This is a genomic window from Modestobacter sp. NPDC049651 (assembly GCF_040659695.1).
Taxonomy (GTDB): Bacteria; Actinomycetota; Actinomycetes; order Mycobacteriales; family Geodermatophilaceae; genus Modestobacter.
Map to the genome: position 1 here is coordinate 94576 of NZ_JBFAOG010000008.1, position 16179 is coordinate 110754.

Sequence of the window (16179 nt, forward strand, 5' to 3'; positions counted from 1 at the left end):
TACCGGAAGAAGTGACCCACGTCACTGCTGGCGCGTGCGCTGGACGGCCCGGCCCGGCACGATGCCGGCATGGACATCCGGGTCGGGCTGGTCGGTGCCGGCGGCGTCGGTGCACGTCACGCCCGGGTGCTCGCGGCGTTCGACGACGTCGAGGTGGCCGGCGTCTGGGACCCCGACGCCGCCGCCTCGGCCGCCCTCGCCGCCGAGATCGGGTCGGCCGGCGCGTCCGGCCTGACCGACCTGCTGGACCGGGGCGTGGACGCGGTGTGGCTGTGCGTCCCGCCCTTCGCCCACGGGGAGCTCGAGCTCGCGGTCGTCCGTGCCGGCCTGCCCTTCTTCGTGGAGAAGCCGCTGGCCGCCGACCTCGACGTGGCCGAGCGGGTGGCCGCCGCCGTCACCGCGGCCGGCCTGCCCACCGCGACCGGGTACCACTGGCGGCACCTGGACACCCTCGGGCGGGCCCGCGCCGCGCTCGGCGACCGCCCGGTCCGGCTGGTGGACGCCCGCTGGTGGGGCACGACCCCGCCACCGGCCTGGTGGAGCCGGCAGGACCGCTCCGGCGGCCAGGTCGTCGAGCAGGCGACGCACGTGCTGGACCTGCTGCGGGTGCTGGCCGGCGAGGTGACCGAGGTCGTCGGCGCCGCCGCCCCGTCCAGCCGCGCGGGCCGGGACGTGCCCGACGCAGCCGCCGCGGTGCTGCGGCTGGCGTCCGGCGCCGTGGGGACCGTCAGCACCTCCTGCGTGCTGCCGGCGCCGACCTCCGCCGGGGTGGAGGTGGTGGCCGACGGCGCGTGGGTGCACCTCACCGAGACGGCGTTGCGGCTGCGCACCCGGACCGGGCCGGAGGAGGTGGAGCCGACGGTGGACCCGCGCCGGGCGGTCGACCGCGCCTTCCTCGAGGTGGTCGCGGGCCGGCCGGCGCCGCCGGCCCTGGTGGACGTCGCCGAGGCCCTGCGCACCCACCGGCTGGCCTGCGCGGTCGCGGAGGCCACCGCCACCGGGACGACGGTCCGGGTGGGCCGGTGATGCCCGGCAGCGTGCGCACGCTCGTCGTGCCCCGACCCGGGGTGCTGGCGGTCGAGGAGACGCCGGAACCGCCGCTCGCCGAGGGCGCCTTCCGGGCGGAGACGCTCTTCACCGGGCTGTCCGCGGGCACCGAGCTGACCTGGTACCGGGGCACGAGCCCCTACTTCGCCGCCGGGTGGGACGCCGAGCTCGGGCTGTTCGACCGGACCCGGCCGGCCCAGCGGTTCCCGGTGCGGCGGCTGGGCTACATGGAGGTCGCCCGCGTCACCGACAGCCGCACCCGGGCCGTCACCGAGGGGGCCGTCGTGGCGATGGCCTACGGCCACTCGACCGTCGTCCACGCCGACCCGCTCACCCAGCACGTCGTCCCCCTGCCGCCCGGCCTCGACCCGCTGCTCGGCGTCTACGTGGCCCACCTCGGGCCCATCTGCGCCAACGGCGTCCTGCACGCCGCCGCCGACGCCGGCGGGACCCGGCTCCGGGACGGCGTGGCCGGCCGGCTGGTCGTGGTGGTCGGCGGCGGGGCGATCGGGCTGCTGGTCGGGCTGCTCGCCCGGGTGCACGGCGCTGCCGAGGTCGTCGTCGTCGACGCCACACCCGAGCGGCGGGCCGCGGCCGAGGGGCTCGGGCTGACCGCCGTCGACGACACCCCGGACCTCGCGCGGGACCTGAAGACCCGGTGGCGGCACGGCCCGGCCGACCACGGGGCCGACGTGGTGTTCCAGTGCCGGGGGCAGGCGGCGGCGCTGGCGACCGCGCTGCGGTGCGCCCGGCCGCGGGGGCTCGTGGTGGACCTCGCCTTCTACACCGGAGGAGCCGGCGACCTGGCGCTCGGCGAGGAGTTCCACCACAACGGGCTGTCCGTGCGCTGCGCCCAGATCGGCCGGGTGCCCCGGGGGCTGGACCACGTCTGGGACCGCCGCCGGCTCTCGCTGGAGACGCTGGCGCTGCTCGGCGCGCACGGCGACGACGTCCGCGCCCACCTGCTCACCGACGTCGTCCCCTTCGACGAGGCGCCGGTCCTGTTCGCCGAGCTGAGCGCGCGACGGCGGCACGCGGTGTCGGCGGTGCTGTCACTGCGGGCGGCCCCCGCGGACGAGCAGCCTCCGGGCCACCTCAGACGTTGAAGCGGAACTCCACCACGTCGCCGTCCTGCATGACGTACTCCTTGCCCTCCATGCGCACCCAGCCGCGGGACTTCGCCTCGTTCATCGAGCCGGCCTCCATCAGCTGGTCGTAGCCGACGATCTCGGCCTTGATGAAGCCGCGCTGGAAGTCGGAGTGGATGACGCCGGCGGCCTCGGGCGCCGTGGCGCCGATCGGGATCGTCCAGGCGCGGGCCTCCTTGGGCCCGGCGGTCAGGTAGGTCTGCAGCCCCAGGGTGCGGAAGCCGACCCTGGCCAGCTGGTCCAGGCCCGGCTCGTTCTGCCCGATCGACTCGAGCAGCTCGGCGGCCTCGTCGGCGGGCAGCTCGATCAGCTCGGACTCGGTCTGCGCGTCCAGGAAGATCGCCTCGGCCGGGGCGACCAGCGCGCGCAGCTCGTCGAGGGTCGCCTCGTCGGCCAGCTCGTCGGCGTCCACGTTGAAGACGTAGATGAACGGCTTGGTGGTCAGCAGGGTCAGCTCGCGCAGCGGCTCGGCGTCGACCCCGGCGGCGAACAGCGTCTGCCCGCCGTTGAGCACCTCGAGCGCGGCGACGGCCGCGTCGTGCAGCGCCTTGCGCTCCTTGTCCTTGCGCGACTCCTTCTCCAGCCGCGGGACGGCCTTCTCCAGCGTCTGCATGTCGGCCAGGACGAGCTCGGTGTTGATCGTCTCGATGTCGTCGGACGGCGAGACCCTGCCCTCGACGTGGACGACGTCCGGGTCGGTGAACACCCGGATGACCTGGCAGATCGCGTCGCTCTCGCGGATGTTGGCGAGGAACTTGTTGCCCAGCCCCTGGCCCTCGCTGGCGCCGCGCACGATGCCGGCGATGTCGACGAAGCTCACCGTCGCCGGGACGACCTTCTGCGAGCCGAACAGCTTCGCCAGCTCGTCCAGCCGCGGGTCGGGCACGCCCACCACGCCGACGTTGGGCTCGATGGTGGCGAACGGGTAGTTCGCCGCCAGCACGTCGTTCTTGGTCAGGGCGTTGAACAGCGTCGACTTGCCGACGTTGGGCAGGCCGACGATGCCGATGGTGAGACTCACGGGAGACCAGCTTACGGGCGCACGTCGGCGGCGTGCGCCGCTCTACTGCAACAAGGGTCCGATGAGGATCTCGGTGCCGTCGGGCCGGAACGTTCGCCATCGGCCGCCCGGATCTCGCTCCACGGTGAAACCGTGGTGCACCTTGGTGTGGTGCCGTTCGCACAAGAGCGCTGAGTTCTCGAGGTTGGTCTCGCCGCCGTTGATCCAGTGCACGAGGTGGTGGACGTCGGCCCACCAGTGCGGTGCCCCGCAGCCGGCGAACACGCACGTCTTGTCCCGGGCCACCACCGCCCGCCGGAGGGGTGCGGGCACGATCCGGTGTTTGCGGCCGTAGTCCAGCGGCACGCCGTTGGGGCCCATCACCACCCGGGAGACCACCGCATCGCAGGCCAGCCACCGGGCTCTTGCAGCACTGATCTGCGCCCCGAAACCCATGGTCGCCGTCTGGGCGCCGGTCGACGAATCGATCAGGTCCTCCAACTGCACCTGGACGACGACGTGCGGCTTCTCCCCACGCAGCACCGGCAGCTGGCCACTGGCGAGCTGGCTGTCCGCGATCTGCACCAACGCGTCCGCCTGCTGCTGCGCCCGATTACGGGTGTCGCCCTTCGGCCGGTCGGCCTGCACCTGCGACTCGATCGCGGCCTGCACCTTCTCGCTCGCCACCGCGTCCAGGTCCCACCGGCCGGTCGTGCTGCCATCGGCGTGCTTGACGATCCGCAGGCTCCGACCCTCGGTCGGATCGGGCTCCGGCCCGTCCGGGTCCAACGCGGCCTCGAACGCCTGCACCGCAACCTTGAGTGCGTCGTGCGAGGACTCCCGAGCCACCCGCGCCCAGACCTCGTCGAAGGCGGCCAGGTCGATGCCCTGCTCCGCGGCAGCGGCGATCTCCTTCGGACCCACCGCGTCGGCGATCACGTCCACCTGCGCCGCAGTGATCTCACCCGCCGCGAACCCCTCCGCCACCAGGGGAAAGTGCGGCAGCGTCCGACCGGCCCGCACCACCTTCGACGCGTCGTTCGCCCACACCCGCTGGTGCCCGATCAGCCACGACCGCATCGACGTCAGCCCGTCCCGCTCCGGCGCCTGGATGCACTCGGCGTGGCGCACCCGGCGGGCGATCTGCGCGTCCAACCGGTTCCGCGCCGCGATCAACTCCCCCACCGAGTCCAGGGACTGCGCGTCGGTGGACGCCTCGACGTCCTCGGCCGCGAGCTCGTCGAGCGCCGACTGCAATCCGCTCACGACACCTCCCGACCGCTTCGAACGTGTGTACGAAGTCTAGCGGAAGATGACCATCCTCACCAGGCGAATCCCCAGGTCAATCGGCCAATACCAGGCCCGTGGTTTCGCGAAGAACCTTCGCCGGGGTCACGGGTCGAGTGGGCAGTTGCGGTCGCCGACACGGGCGGACACGCCGGCGTCGGCGACCACGACTGCGCACTCGGCCGGCTCAGCCGGAGGAGGCGCCCGGGCCGGGCAGCAGGCCGCGCTCGACCGCGACCAGCACCGCCCGGGTGCGGTCGTCGACGCCGAGCTTGGCGAACACCCGCAGCAGGTGCGTCTTCACCGTCGCCTCGCCGATGAACAGCTCCCGGCCGATCTCGGCGTTGGTCAGCCCGCGGGCCACCCCGCCGAGCACCTGCAGCTCCCGCGCGGTCGGCGCCTCGGCCGGCGGCTGCCGCATCCGCGACACCAGCTTGGCGGCCACCGGTGGCGCCAGCACGGTCTCCCCGCGCGCGGCGGCGCGCACCGCGTCGGCCAGCTGCGGCAGGGGCGTGTCCTTGAGCAGGTAGCCGGTCGCACCGGCCTCCACGGCGCGCACGATGTCGGCGTCCGTGTCGTAGGTGGTCAGCACCAGCACCCGGACGGTGGGGTGCGCGGCGACGATCCGCCCGGTCGCCGCGACGCCGTCCAGCCGGGGCATCCGCAGGTCCATCAGGACGACGTCCGGCGCGTGCTCGGCGACCGCGGCCAGCGCCGCCAGCCCGTCGGCGGCCTCCCCGACCACGTCGAGGTCCGGCTGCGCGGCCAGCCAGCCGACCACTCCCCCGCGCACCACCGGGTGGTCGTCGACCACCAATACCCGCACCGTCATCGTGTCCACGGCTCGGCTCCGGCCTCGATCCGCTCCTCGCTCGTTCCTCGCTGCGATGCTCCCTCGGCCGTCGTCTTCGCGACCGGCACCCGCACGGTCACGCGCGTCCCCCGCCCCGGCGCCGACGCCACGTCGACCTCGCCGCCCACCTCCGCGGCCCGGTCGCGCAGCCCGGCCAGGCCCACGCCCTGCGCGGCGTCCGGGTCGAACCCGACGCCGTCGTCCTCGACGTGCACCGACACGACCGACCCCACCCGCGCGGCCCGCAGCACCACCGCGCTCGCGGCGGCGTGCCGGCGCACGTTGGCCAGCGCCTCCTGGGCGCCGCGCAGCAGCACGATCTCCTCCCCGCGGGTCAGCCCCGGGGCACCGTCACCGAACGCGGCGAGGTCGACCCGGGTGGCGACGCCGGTCTCCCGGCCGAACCGGGCGGCCAGCCGCTGCAGCGCCTCGACCAGCGTGCTCGAGTCCAGCGCCACCGGGGCGAACGCCGCGACCATCGCCCGCGCGTCGGCGAGGTTCTCCCGGGCCACCTCCTCGATGAGCGCGACCCGCTCGGCGGCGGCGTCCGGGTCGCGGTGCAGCTGGACGGCCGCGGTCTGGGCGAGGACCACGATGCTGGTGAAGCCCTGCGCGAGGGTGTCGTGCACCTCCCGCGCGAGCCGCTCCCGCTCGGCGAGCACGCCCTGGTCCCGGTGCGCGGCGGCCAGCTCGTCGCGGGTGGCCTCCAGCTCGGCGATCAGCTGCCCGCGCTGCACGCTGAGGTCGGCGACCCGGTTCACCCACAGGCCCATGAGCAGGCTCAGCGCGGCGCCGACCAAGGTCTCCCCCGGCCCCCACAGCGGCTCGTCGCCGCGCAGCCACGCCACCCCCGGGGGCAGCACCGCCGCGGCGGTGAGCGCCAGTGTCCAGACCACGCCGGCGCGCACCGGGCCGGCGGTGAACCAGACCAGCGGGAAGGCGATCCACATGACGAACAGCAGCGCGGGCCGCTGCCAGGCCAGCACGCCGACCACCGCCACGTGCAGCGCCAGGAAGGCCCGCGCCCGGGTCTCCAGCGACGCCGGCTGCCGGTCGAACAGCGTGCCGAGCCGGCCGCGGACCACCCAGCCGCCGAGCAGCAGGTAGGCCACCGCCCAGCCGAGCAGCGCGGCCAGCAGCACCGCGCGCGACCCGTCGCCGTCCCCGGTGGCCGCCTCGACCAGCGCGACCGCGGTCAGCGCGGCGAAGGCGGTGTGCAGCACCAGCGCCACCACCCGGGCGGACGTCGGCGCGACGGCGCCGCCGTCCGTGCCCGCGGGCCGGACGGCGGCGGCCTGCCACCGGGGGGCGCCGGTCACCCGTCGGCCCGGCGCCAGCGGAACGTGCGGGCGCAGATCACGACGCCGATGATCGCCCATGCGGCCAGCACCAGGGCCACCTTCCCGTGCTCCCACCCGCCGGCCGGCTCGAACGCGGCCGCGCCGTCGGGGAGGAACACCGACCGCAGCCCCTGGTTGAGCCACTTCAGCGGGAACAGCGCCGCGACCTGCTGCATCCAGCCGGGCGTCTCGTCGGGGGCGAAGAACACCCCGGAGAAGAACTGCAGCACGATCGTCGTCGCCGACACCGCGGTGGTCACCGACGCCGCGCTCCCGGCGATCCGCGAGGCGGCGATGCCGGCCACCGACCCGGCGAGCGCCCCGAGCACCAGCACCCACGCGAAGGTGAGCCACCTCCCCGGGTCGGTGGGCAGCGGCACGTCGAACCCCCAGTGCGCGACCGGCAGCAGCAGGGCCAGCTGCGCGACCGTGGTCACCAGCACCTGCCCGGCCTTGCCGGCGAAGTACGCCACCGGCGGGGTGCCCAGCAGCTGCAGCCGTTCCAGCTGGCCGGTCTCCCGCTCGGTGGCGATCGAGGTGGCCAGCGCCTGGAAGCTGGTCAGCACGATGCCGGTGGCCGCGATGCCGGCGAGGAAGTACTGCGGGAAGGGGATGCCGCCGGGCCGCTCGTCGCCGCCGAGCACCGACCCGAACACCACCATCATCACGACCGGGTAGGCGAAGGAGAACACCACCTGCTGGCGCTCGCGGGCGAACAGCCGCAGCTCGAGGCGGGTGCGGGCCAGCGCGATGCGCGGCGCGGACGGCGGGGGCAGGACGGCGGTCATCGGGTCTCCTCCTCGGTCGTGGGGACGGCGCCGACGAGCTGGAGGTAGACGTCCTCCAGCCCCGGGCGGGTGACGGTGAGGCCGGGGACCTCGTGCGGCGTGCCGGCCAGCAGGTCGCGCAGGACGGCGGCCGGCGACTCCGTGCGCACCTCGCGCCGCACGCCGTCGGCCAGCCAGGAGACGGTGGCCGTGCGCCGCAGCGCCGCGCCCAGCTCGTCCGGGGGCGCCACCTCCGCCAGCCGGCCGCCGGTCACCACCCCGACCCGGTCGGCGAGCTCGGCGGCCTCGTCGAGGTAGTGGGTGGTGAGCAGCACCGTCGTCCCACCGGCGCGCAGGTCGCGGACCAGCTGCCAGAACTGCCGGCGGGCCACCGGGTCCATGCCGGTGGTCGGCTCGTCGAGGAACACCAGCTCCGGGCGGCCCTGCACGCCCAGCGCCACCGCCAGCCGGCGCCGCTGCCCGCCGGACAACCGGCCGATCCGGGTGCCCGCCTGCTGCTGCAGCCCGACCGCGGCCAGCAGGTCGCCGGTCGGGCGCGGGCTCGCGTGGTAGGCGGCGAAGTGGTCCAGCGCCTCGCGCACGGTCAGCGCGGGGGCGGCGCCCTCTGTCTGGCTCACCACGCCCAGCCGGGCCCGCCAGGCGCGGCCGGCGGTGGCCGGGTCCTGCCCGAGCACCTCCACCTCGCCGGCGTCGCGCCCGCGGACGCCCTCGAGCACCTCGATCGTCGTCGTCTTCCCGGCCCCGTTGGGGCCGAGCAGCGCGAAGCACTCCCCGCGCCGCACCTCCAGGTCGAGGCCGTCGAGCACGGCCCGGCCGCCGTAGCGCTTGACCAGCCCGCGCACGCGGACCGCCGGCTCACCCGGGTCGGTCCGCGACGGGAGCGGTGCCACCTGCGTCGTCGTCATGCACCGAGCCTGTCGGCGGGCGGGGCGGCGCGGGACCGCCGTCCCGTGGGTCCGGCGTCCACCGGTCGGTGGACGCCGGACGTCAGCCACGGGCGCTCAGCCGAGCAGCCGGCGGGTCTGCCGGGACCACCCGACCGGCCGGCCGTCGGCGTCCCACAGCCGGGCGTCGTCGACCGCCACCGCGTCGTCGCACCAGGTGGTGCGCTGGTCCACGCGCAGCCAGGCGCCGGCCGGGGGCACCAGCCCGGTGAGGTGCACCGTCAGCTCGACCGTGGGCAGAGCCCGCGGCGCGGTCCAGACGGCGAACAGCGACGGCGGCAGCGCGTCCACGGCCGCGGCCAGGTGCACCAGCGGGTCGGCGAGGTCGGGCAGCCGCACCCAGGCGTGCAGCCGCGGCTCGGCGCCGCCGGCCAGCGGCCGGTCCGGGCCGAGGGCGCGCACCTCCGTGTGGACGGCGATCGGCACCAGCTCGGCGGGCAGCGCCAGCGGCTCGCCGTCGGCCACCGCCGGACCGTCGTCCGCGGGCACCCCGGGCAGCGGCCGGTCGAGGGTGAGCACCTGGGCCAGCACCCGCAGGTCGCCGTCCTGGCGCAGCTCGGCGCGGACGCTGCTCGTCGTCCCCGTGCGGTCGGGCACTGCGGACACCGCCACCGGCCGGTCGGGCAGCACGCCGCGCAGCAGGTGCGCGGTGACCGCCCGCGGCGGGGCCCCGGTGAGCTCGGCCGCGGCGGCGAGCAGGTGCCCGGCCAGCAGCCCGCCCTGGACGCCGGCAAAGGTGCGCCAGCTGGGGCCGAACATCAGCGGACCCACGTCGTCAGACCAGCTGCGGGTAGAGCGCGGCCACCCCGCCGGCGAGCCCGGCCTGCACCTGCCGGCTGACCTCGTCGGCGACGACCTCCGGGCTGCCGGCCTCGATCGCGTCGACGACGAGGCGGGCGATCTCGGCCGGGTCGGACTTGGGCGCCGTGATGCCCTCGGTCATGTCGGTGTCCATGTAGCCGACGTGCACCGCGGCCACGGTGACCCCGCGCGGCGCGAGCTGCGCCCGCAGCGCGTTGGTCATCGACCAGGCCGCCGACTTGGCCGCCGCGTAGGCCCCGGTGCCCGGGAAGCTCAGCCAGGACAGCACGGACAGCACGTTGACGATGCCGCCGCCGGCCGCCTCGACCTGCGGCAGGAAGGCACGCGTGACCTGCAGCGTGCCCAGGTAGTTGGTGTCGAGCTCCGCCTGGACGTCGGCCAGGTCGCCCTCGAGCAGGTTCGTGCGGGTGTCGATGCCGGCGTTGTTGACCAGCAGCGTGACGTCTCCGGTGGCCTCGACCGCGCGGGCGATCGACGCCGGGTCGGTGACGTCGAGGGCGAGCGGGGTGACGCCGGGCAGGTCGACGGTCTCCGGCCGGCGGGCGGCGGCGTGGACCCGGGCGCCGCGGGCGGCGAGCTCGGCGGCGAGGGCGCGGCCGAAGCCGCGGTTGGCCCCGGTGACGAGAGCGGTGGTGGTGCTGAGGTCCATGGCGTCCTCCGGTCAGGTGGTCGGTTCGACATTCGAACCTACACCGCGGCCGGCTGCTTCCCGCCGTTCTCAGGTCGCGTCCGAAACCCGCCAGTGATCGGGCCCCGGCGGTGTCATGCTCGTCGCGTGACCGAGGTGCTGGACGTCGAACGCTGCTACCGCGCGGTGGCCAGCCGCGACGCGCGCTTCGACGGCTGGTTCGTCACCGCCGTGCACACCACCGGCATCTACTGCCGCCCCTCCTGCCCGGCCCGCACCCCGCTGCGCACCAACGTCTCCTTCCACCCGACCGCGGCCGGGGCGCAGGCCGCCGGGTTCCGCGCCTGCCGGCGCTGCCGCCCCGACGCCGTGCCGGGGTCACCGGAGTGGGACGCCCGCGCCGACGTCGTGGCCCGGGCCATGCGGCTGATCGCCGACGGCGAGGTCGAGCGGGCCGGCGTGCGGGGGCTCGCCGCGCGGCTGGGCTACTCCGAGCGGCAGCTGCACCGGCTGGTCACCGCCGAGCTCGGCGTCGGCCCGCTGGCGCTGGCCCGCGCCCAGCGCGCGCACACCGCCCGGCTGCTGCTGGAGACCACCCGGCTGCCGGTCGCGGAGGTCGCGTTCGCCGCCGGGTTCGCCAGCATCCGCCAGTTCAACGACACGGTGCGCGCGGTCTTCGACACCACCCCCTCGGCACTGCGGCCGGCCGTGCCCCTCGCCGACGGGGGCACCCCCGGGGAGCTCACCCTGCGGCTGGCGGCCCGCGCGCCGTTCGCCCCCGACGAGGTGCTGCTCTTCCTCGGCCTGCACGCCACCCCGGGGCTCGAGGAGTGGGACGGGACGACGTTCTCCCGGGTGCTCGACCTGCCGCACGGGCCGGCCGTCGTCCGGCTCTCCCCCGCGCCGGGCGGCGCGCCCGCGGTGACCGCCCGGCTGCGGCTGACCGAGCTGCGCGACCTCGGCCCGGCGGTCACCCGCTGCCGGCGGATGCTCGACCTGGACGCCGACCCGGCCGCCGTCGACGAGCAGCTCGGCGCCGACCCCGCGCTGGCGCCGCTGGTCGCCGCCGCCCCCGGACGGCGGGTGCCGGCCTCACCGGACGCCCCGGAGACCGCCGTCCGGGCGGTCCTCGGCCAGCAGGTCTCGATCGCAGGCGCCCGCACGCTCACCGCCCGGCTGGTCGCCCGGGCGGGCCGGCCGCTCGCCGAGCCGGTGGGCACGCTCACCCACGCGTTCCCCCGGCCCGACGCCCTGGCCGGCGCCGACCTCTCCGGTCTCGGGCTCACCGGCGCCCGGGAGCGGACGCTCGGCGCGCTGGCCGGCGCGCTCGCCGACGGCACGGTGCGACTGGACCCGGGTGCCGACCGGGAGGAGGCCGGCCGCAGCCTGCTCGCCCTGCCCGGCATCGGCCCGTGGACGGCGGCCCTCGTGGCGCTGCGCGGGCTCGCCGACCCCGACGTCTGGCTGCCCGGCGACCTGGCGCTGCGCCGGAGCCTCGCGGCGCTGGGCAGCTCGGACGCCGACGCCGCCGGTCGCTGGCGGCCGTGGCGGTCCTACGCCGTGCTGCACCTGTGGTCCCTCGCCGTCCCCTCGCTGTCCACCCGTCCCCTCCCCGAACGGAGCGCGTCATGAGCCCTCCTGCTGCCCGCTACGCCACCGTCGCGACCCCGCCGGGGCCGTTCACCGTGGTGGTCACCGACGACCACCGGCAGGAGGTGGTGCTCGCCAGCGGCTGGACCGACGACGTCACCGAGCTGCTGCCGGTCGTGCACCGCTCGTTGCGGCCGACCTGGGTCGAGCGCGCCGAGTCGCTCGCGGCGCTGGCGGCGGTCGAGGCGTTCGCCGAGGGCGACCTCGCCGCGGTCGACGACGTGCCGGTGCGGCAGCGGTCCGGGCCGTTCCTCACCGACGCGTGGGAGGTGCTGCGCACGGTGCCCCCGGGCGCTCCGGACACCTACGCGGAGTTCGCCGCGCGGTGCGGCCACCCCACGGCCGTGCGGGCCGCCGCGGCCGCCTGCTCCCGCAACGCCGCCGCGCTGTTCGTGCCCTGCCACCGGGTGCTGGCCACCGGCGGCGGGCTGGGCGGCTTCCGCTGGGGCACCCCGGTGAAGCGCTGGCTGCTCGACCACGAGGCGGCGCACGCCACGGTCGACGCCTGACCCCGGCCTCCGCGGTTCTGTCGGACCCCTCCGGCAGGGTCACCGAGCATGGACGCCGCCTCCCTGCTGCTCGGTCTCCTGCTGGGCGCCCTGCTGGCCACCGCCACCGTGCTGGGCGGGCTCGCGCTGCGGCGCGAGCGCACCCCGGCGGTGGAGGCGCTCGAGCCGGTGCACGAGTCGCTCGACCACCTGCACCGGCTGCTGGCCGGGATCGAGCGCGACCGGGCCACCGCGCACGGCGAGCTGCGCGAGCAGGTCGGCGCGGTCAACCAGACCTCCGCCCTGCTCCGGCAGGAGACCGCGGCGCTGGTCACCGCCCTGCGCACGCCGCACGTCCGCGGCCGCTGGGGCGAGCTGCAGCTGCGCCGGGTGGTCGAGGTCGCCGGGCTGCTGGAGCACTGCGACTTCGTCGAGCAGCCCACCGCCACCACCGACGACGGCGCGACGGTGCGGCCCGACCTGGTCGTCACCCTCGCCGACGGGCGCACCGTCGTCGTCGACGCGAAGGTGCCCTTCGCCGGCTACATCGAGGCGGTGCAGGCCACCGACCAGGCGGTCCGCGACCGGCGGGTGGCCGAGCACGCCCGGCAGCTGCGCACCCACGTCGACGCGCTGAGCGCCCGCCGCTACCCCACCGCGTTCGGCCAGGCCGCCCCGTTCACCGTGCTGTTCGTGCCCTCCGACGGGTTCCTCAGCACCGCACTGGAGGCCGAGCCGGGGCTGCTCGAGCACGGGTTCTCCCGCGACGTGGTCATCGCCACCCCCAGCACGCTGCTCGCCCTGCTGCGCACGGTCGCCTACTCGTGGCGGCAGGAGCGGCTCGCCCAGGACGCCGCAGCGGTGCTCGAGGTCGGCCGCACCGTGCACAGCCGGCTGAGCACGCTGTCCGGGCACCTGACCAAGCTGGGCTCGGCGCTGGGCTCGGCGGTCAGCCGCTACAACGAGACGGTCGGCTCCTACGAGCGCTCGGTGCTGGTCGCGGCCCGCCGGTTCGACGACCTCGGGGTGGCCGGCGAGCCGCTGCCCACCCCCGCCGTCTCCGAGGCCACCGTCCGGGCGCTGCGCGCCGTCGGCACCGAGGGCCCGGCGGCGCCCCAGCCGCCGGCCCGGCCCGCCGTGCCGCGCCCCGACCTGCCGGCCTACGGGGAGCGCGACGGCGCGACCGGCTGACCGGCCGGCGGCCGCCCACCGGCCGCCCGCACCGCCGTACCGGTCCGTCACACCCGGCACGCCGTTCCCACCGGCCCCGTCCGCCCGGCGGGCCCCGGCCGATCCCGCGCCACTCCCGGAGATGTCCAGCCAAACCCCAGCGGGGATCGTTACGGTTGCCCGGATCGACGGGGTGCTCCCCTGCCCCGACGACGAGGAGGAGGTGCACCATCACTCCGGTCACTGCAGCCGACGCCAGGCGGGAGGACGCCATGCGCGCAGAGCGCTGGGACGCCGGTCCGTCCGGCGCCGTCCCGTCGCCCCGCTCCGGTTCGGGCAGCCCGCGCAACCGTCCGCCGGCCCGCGACCGCCAGTACGGCGAGCGCCACCCGGCCGATCGCGGCTACGGCGAGCGCCAGCCGGCCCCGCGGCCGCCGCAGCGCCGCCCCGGCGACGAGCGCACCTCCCGGCCCGCCCCCCAGCGCCGCGGCGCCGAGAGCAGCGGGCAGCCCCGCCCGGCGGCGTCCCGGTCCGGCGCGACGCAGCCGGCCACCGGGTCGAAGCTGCGCGGCGCGGTCGCCGTCCTCGGCGTCTTCCTGCTGACGCTGGCCGCCGCCGCGCTCGATTCCTACACCGGGGTCGGCCTCGGGATGATCACCACCGTCGTGCTGGCCCTCGCCAGCCTGGCCGGCACCGCGCTGGTGCGGCGCAGCGACCTGCTCACGATGGTCGTCGCCCCGCCGCTGGTCTTCGTCGGCGTCGCGGTCGTCAACATCGCGCTGGCCCCCTCCGCCACCCTGAGCCTGCCGACGCTGGCCACGTTGCTCATCCGCGGGTTCCCCGCGATGGCGATCGGCGTGGCCATCGCGCTGGCCGTCGGCCTGGTCCGGCTGGCCACCCGCCGGTAACGGTCCCGCACGCACGAAGGGCCGGTCTCCCCCGCAGGGAGACCGGCCCTTCGCCGTGGTCAGGAGCCGCTGCTCACTCCGCGTCGACGGCGAGCGCGGCGCGCCACGGCTTGAGCTCGTGCGGCAGGGCGAACACCAGCCGCTCCTCGGCGGCGGTGATCGTGGAGACGTCGGCGTAGCCGCGCTCGGCCAGCCAGTCGAGCACCTCGCTGACGAGGACCTCCGGCACCGACGCGCCCGAGGTCACGCCGACCGTGCCGACGCCGGCGAGCCACGCCTCGTCGATCTCGGCGGCGAAGTCGACCAGGTGCGAGTCGCGGGCGCCGGCCTCCAGCGCCACCTCGACCAGCCGCACCGAGTTCGAGGAGTTGGTGGAGCCGACGACGATGACCAGGTCGCAGTCCGGCGCCATCTGCTTGACCGCCTGCTGGCGGTTCTGGGTGGCGTAGCAGATGTCGTCGCTGGGCGGGCTCTGCAGGCCGGGGAAACGGGTCTTCAGCGAGTCGACGGTCGACAGCGTCTCGTCGACCGACAGCGTGGTCTGCGACAGCCAGACGACCTTCTCCGGGTCGCGCACCTGCACGTTGGCGATGTCCTCGGCGCCGTCGATCAGCTGGGTGTGCGCCGGGGCCTCCCCCATGGTGCCCTCGACCTCCTCGTGCCCGCGGTGGCCGATGAGCAGGATGTCGTAGTCGTCCTTGGCGAAGCGCTTGGCCTCCATGTGCACCTTGCTCACCAGCGGGCAGGTGGCGTCGATGGTGCGCAGCGAGCGCGCCTCGGCCTCGGCCTTCACCGCCGGGGAGACCCCGTGCGCGCTGAACACGACGACGGCGCCCTCGGGCACCTCGTCGGTCTCGTCGACGAAGACCGCGCCCCGGCGCTCCAGGGTCGCCACCACGTGCTTGTTGTGGACGATCTGCTTGCGCACGTAGACCGGGGCACCGTGGATCTCCAGGGCCCGCTCGACGGCCACGACCGCACGGTCCACCCCCGCGCAGTAACCCCGGGGGTCGGCGAGCAGGACGCGTCCGCGCGAGTCAGCCATGCCCCCATGGTAAGTGGGCCGCCGCGATCGGTCGGGAGATCACGGACACGGTCGGGTGGGGTCGGGCTGCCGGGCGGCGACCAGTGCGGCACGCTGGGCGCATGGCTCGAGAGATCCCCGAGGCAGTCCGCGCCGTCGCCGGGCTGGCCGCCACCGTGCTGGACGAGGCCCGCAAGCTGCCCGAGACCCTGCCGGGTCTGCCGGTGCGCCTGGTCGGTGCCGCCATGCAGACCTCCCTCAGGGTCCAGCAGCAGTACGCCGGGCTGGTCGCCCGCGGGGACGAGCTGCTCACCGGGCTGCGCGGCGACTCCGGCGCCGGCCTGGCCACCTTCGACGACGACGACGACGAGCAGCCCTCCGCGGCCCCGGTGGTCGGGACGCCGGCCCGCGACTCGGCGTTCGACCGGGTCAGCGAGGCCGACCTCGACGCCCTGCACGACGAGCAGGACGACGACCTCGGTGCCGTCGCCGAGGTGGTCGACCTGCCCGCCGACGCGGCCGCGGACCTGGTCACCGCCGTGGTCGACGAGCTCGCCGACGACGTGGCCGAGGAGGTCGCCGAGGAGCTGCCCGAGGCGCTGCCGGACGACGTCGCCGACGAGCTGACCGCCGACGCGGTCGCCGGCGCGGCCGACACCGAGGTCGACGACGAGACCGCCATCGAGGAGGCCGTCGCCGAGGACCTGGTCGCCGACGCCGTCGTCACCGACGAGGACCTGGCCGCCGAGGCCGCGCCCACCCTCGACGACACCGCGCCCCCGGTGGCCGCGCTGGCCGAGGCCACCGAGGAGCTCAGCGACCTCGGCGGCCCGGACGCCGCCGCCGAGGCCGCGGACGAGCTGGCGACCACCGACGGCAACGGCGGCGGGCCCGCCGTCACCGCGCCGATCGAGGGCTACGACAGCTTCTCCATCCCGGCGCTGCGCGGGCACCTGCGGGCCTACCCGGCCGAGACGGTCGCCGACCTGCTCGACTACGAGCGCGCCACCCACGCCCGCGCGCCGTACGTGACGCTGCTGCAGAACCGGCTGGAGAAGCTCAACGCCGACCGGGGGTAGCGG

16 protein-coding genes are annotated in these 16179 nt (G+C 76.1%); 7 read left to right on the forward strand and 9 right to left on the reverse strand.

All coding sequences use genetic code 11. From position 1 onward, the window contains the following. Positions 1–69 precede the first annotated feature (69 nt). Together AB0J00_RS13235 and AB0J00_RS13240 are read left to right on the forward strand one after the other, a co-directional pair. Complete coding sequence (locus tag AB0J00_RS13235) at positions 70–1026, forward strand: Gfo/Idh/MocA family oxidoreductase (protein ID WP_357744939.1); 957 nt, start codon at positions 70–72, stop codon at positions 1024–1026. Beyond that, on the forward strand, positions 1026–2153 hold the full coding sequence (locus tag AB0J00_RS13240) for a zinc-binding dehydrogenase (RefSeq protein WP_357744942.1): 1128 nt from the start codon (positions 1026–1028) through the stop codon (positions 2151–2153). The genes AB0J00_RS13235 and AB0J00_RS13240 overlap by 1 nt, the downstream gene beginning before the upstream one ends. Here the strand turns inward: AB0J00_RS13240 and ychF are convergent. The 8 genes from ychF to AB0J00_RS13280 all read right to left on the reverse strand — a co-directional run bounded on the left by ychF (position 2143) and on the right by AB0J00_RS13280 (position 9878). Beyond that, entirely contained in the window at positions 2143–3216 is a 1074-nt protein-coding gene (gene ychF / locus AB0J00_RS13245) for a redox-regulated ATPase YchF (RefSeq protein ID WP_357744945.1), read from the reverse strand. The genes AB0J00_RS13240 and ychF overlap by 11 nt on opposite strands. A gap of 42 nt (positions 3217–3258) precedes the next feature. Beyond that, complete coding sequence (locus AB0J00_RS13250; RefSeq protein ID WP_357744947.1) at positions 3259–4461, reverse strand: DUF222 domain-containing protein; 1203 nt, start codon at positions 4459–4461, stop codon at positions 3259–3261. A gap of 208 nt (positions 4462–4669) precedes the next feature. Continuing rightward, on the reverse strand, positions 4670–5314 hold the full coding sequence (locus AB0J00_RS13255; RefSeq protein ID WP_357745192.1) for a response regulator transcription factor: 645 nt from the start codon (positions 5312–5314) through the stop codon (positions 4670–4672). Next, positions 5311–6654: a sensor histidine kinase gene (locus AB0J00_RS13260; RefSeq protein ID WP_357744950.1), complete on the reverse strand. Its 1344-nt coding sequence runs from the start codon at positions 6652–6654 to the stop codon at positions 5311–5313. The genes AB0J00_RS13255 and AB0J00_RS13260 overlap by 4 nt, the downstream gene beginning before the upstream one ends. Continuing rightward, positions 6651–7463 carry an ABC transporter permease gene (locus AB0J00_RS13265; RefSeq protein WP_357744953.1) on the reverse strand — a complete coding sequence of 271 codons (813 nt, stop codon included), beginning with the start codon at positions 7461–7463 and terminating at the stop codon, positions 6651–6653. Before AB0J00_RS13265 ends, AB0J00_RS13260 begins: the two co-directional genes overlap by 4 nt. Beyond that, positions 7460–8368 (reverse strand): ABC transporter ATP-binding protein, encoded by a 909-nt coding sequence (locus AB0J00_RS13270; protein ID WP_357744955.1) that lies wholly within the window; start codon positions 8366–8368, stop codon positions 7460–7462. The genes AB0J00_RS13265 and AB0J00_RS13270 overlap by 4 nt, the downstream gene beginning before the upstream one ends. Positions 8369–8464: 96 nt before the next feature. Next, positions 8465–9166, reverse strand: coding sequence for a thioesterase family protein (locus tag AB0J00_RS13275; RefSeq protein ID WP_357744957.1), 702 nt, complete (start codon positions 9164–9166; stop codon positions 8465–8467). Positions 9167–9182: 16 nt separating this feature from the next. Further along, entirely contained in the window at positions 9183–9878 is a 696-nt protein-coding gene (locus tag AB0J00_RS13280) for an SDR family oxidoreductase (protein WP_357744959.1), read from the reverse strand. Between the two features lie 126 nt (positions 9879–10004). Here AB0J00_RS13280 and AB0J00_RS13285 point away from each other — a divergent pair, with 126 nt between their 5' ends. From AB0J00_RS13285 to AB0J00_RS13300, 4 genes are all read left to right on the forward strand, one after another. Next, positions 10005–11489: an AlkA N-terminal domain-containing protein gene (locus AB0J00_RS13285; RefSeq protein WP_357744961.1), complete on the forward strand. Its 1485-nt coding sequence runs from the start codon at positions 10005–10007 to the stop codon at positions 11487–11489. Next, positions 11486–12016 (forward strand): methylated-DNA--[protein]-cysteine S-methyltransferase, encoded by a 531-nt coding sequence (locus AB0J00_RS13290; RefSeq protein WP_357744963.1) that lies wholly within the window; start codon positions 11486–11488, stop codon positions 12014–12016. Before AB0J00_RS13285 ends, AB0J00_RS13290 begins: the two co-directional genes overlap by 4 nt. Positions 12017–12064: 48 nt before the next feature. Then, on the forward strand, positions 12065–13186 hold the full coding sequence (locus AB0J00_RS13295) for a DNA recombination protein RmuC (RefSeq protein ID WP_357744965.1): 1122 nt from the start codon (positions 12065–12067) through the stop codon (positions 13184–13186). Positions 13187–13437: 251 nt separating this feature from the next. Then, entirely contained in the window at positions 13438–14073 is a 636-nt protein-coding gene (locus AB0J00_RS13300) for a DUF6542 domain-containing protein (RefSeq protein WP_357744966.1), read from the forward strand. Between the two features lie 73 nt (positions 14074–14146). On the opposite strand, the gene AB0J00_RS13305 is transcribed toward AB0J00_RS13300, so the two are convergent. Then, the gene (locus AB0J00_RS13305; RefSeq protein ID WP_357744968.1) at positions 14147–15118 is read right to left on the reverse strand and encodes a 4-hydroxy-3-methylbut-2-enyl diphosphate reductase; all 972 of its coding nucleotides are present in this window, start codon (positions 15116–15118) and stop codon (positions 14147–14149) included. A 101-nt stretch (positions 15119–15219) separates the two neighbouring features. Between AB0J00_RS13305 and AB0J00_RS13310 the strand changes: the two genes are divergently transcribed. Next, positions 15220–16176, forward strand: a complete 957-nt coding sequence (locus AB0J00_RS13310) for a lipid droplet-associated protein (protein WP_357744971.1) — start codon at positions 15220–15222, stop codon at positions 16174–16176. Positions 16177–16179 lie beyond the last annotated feature (3 nt).

What these genes read in the sequence shown, in the direction of transcription:
- AB0J00_RS13290 (WP_357744963.1), top strand. Translation starts at nt 11,486, where the DNA reads ATGAGCCCTCCTGCTGCCCGCTACGCCACCGTCGCGACCCCGCCGGGG.
- AB0J00_RS13280 (WP_357744959.1), bottom strand. Translation starts at nt 9,878, where the DNA reads ATGGACCTCAGCACCACCACCGCTCTCGTCACCGGGGCCAACCGCGGC.
- AB0J00_RS13270 (WP_357744955.1), bottom strand. Translation starts at nt 8,368, where the DNA reads ATGACGACGACGCAGGTGGCACCGCTCCCGTCGCGGACCGACCCGGGT.
- AB0J00_RS13235 (WP_357744939.1), top strand. Translation starts at nt 70, where the DNA reads ATGGACATCCGGGTCGGGCTGGTCGGTGCCGGCGGCGTCGGTGCACGT.
- AB0J00_RS13295 (WP_357744965.1), top strand. Translation starts at nt 12,065, where the DNA reads ATGGACGCCGCCTCCCTGCTGCTCGGTCTCCTGCTGGGCGCCCTGCTG.
- AB0J00_RS13310 (WP_357744971.1), top strand. Translation starts at nt 15,220, where the DNA reads ATGGCTCGAGAGATCCCCGAGGCAGTCCGCGCCGTCGCCGGGCTGGCC.
- AB0J00_RS13265 (WP_357744953.1), bottom strand. Translation starts at nt 7,463, where the DNA reads ATGACCGCCGTCCTGCCCCCGCCGTCCGCGCCGCGCATCGCGCTGGCC.
- AB0J00_RS13255 (WP_357745192.1), bottom strand. Translation starts at nt 5,314, where the DNA reads ATGACGGTGCGGGTATTGGTGGTCGACGACCACCCGGTGGTGCGCGGG.
- AB0J00_RS13240 (WP_357744942.1), top strand. Translation starts at nt 1,026, where the DNA reads ATGCCCGGCAGCGTGCGCACGCTCGTCGTGCCCCGACCCGGGGTGCTG.
- AB0J00_RS13275 (WP_357744957.1), bottom strand. Translation starts at nt 9,166, where the DNA reads ATGTTCGGCCCCAGCTGGCGCACCTTTGCCGGCGTCCAGGGCGGGCTG.
- AB0J00_RS13300 (WP_357744966.1), top strand. Translation starts at nt 13,438, where the DNA reads ATGCGCGCAGAGCGCTGGGACGCCGGTCCGTCCGGCGCCGTCCCGTCG.
- AB0J00_RS13305 (WP_357744968.1), bottom strand. Translation starts at nt 15,118, where the DNA reads ATGGCTGACTCGCGCGGACGCGTCCTGCTCGCCGACCCCCGGGGTTAC.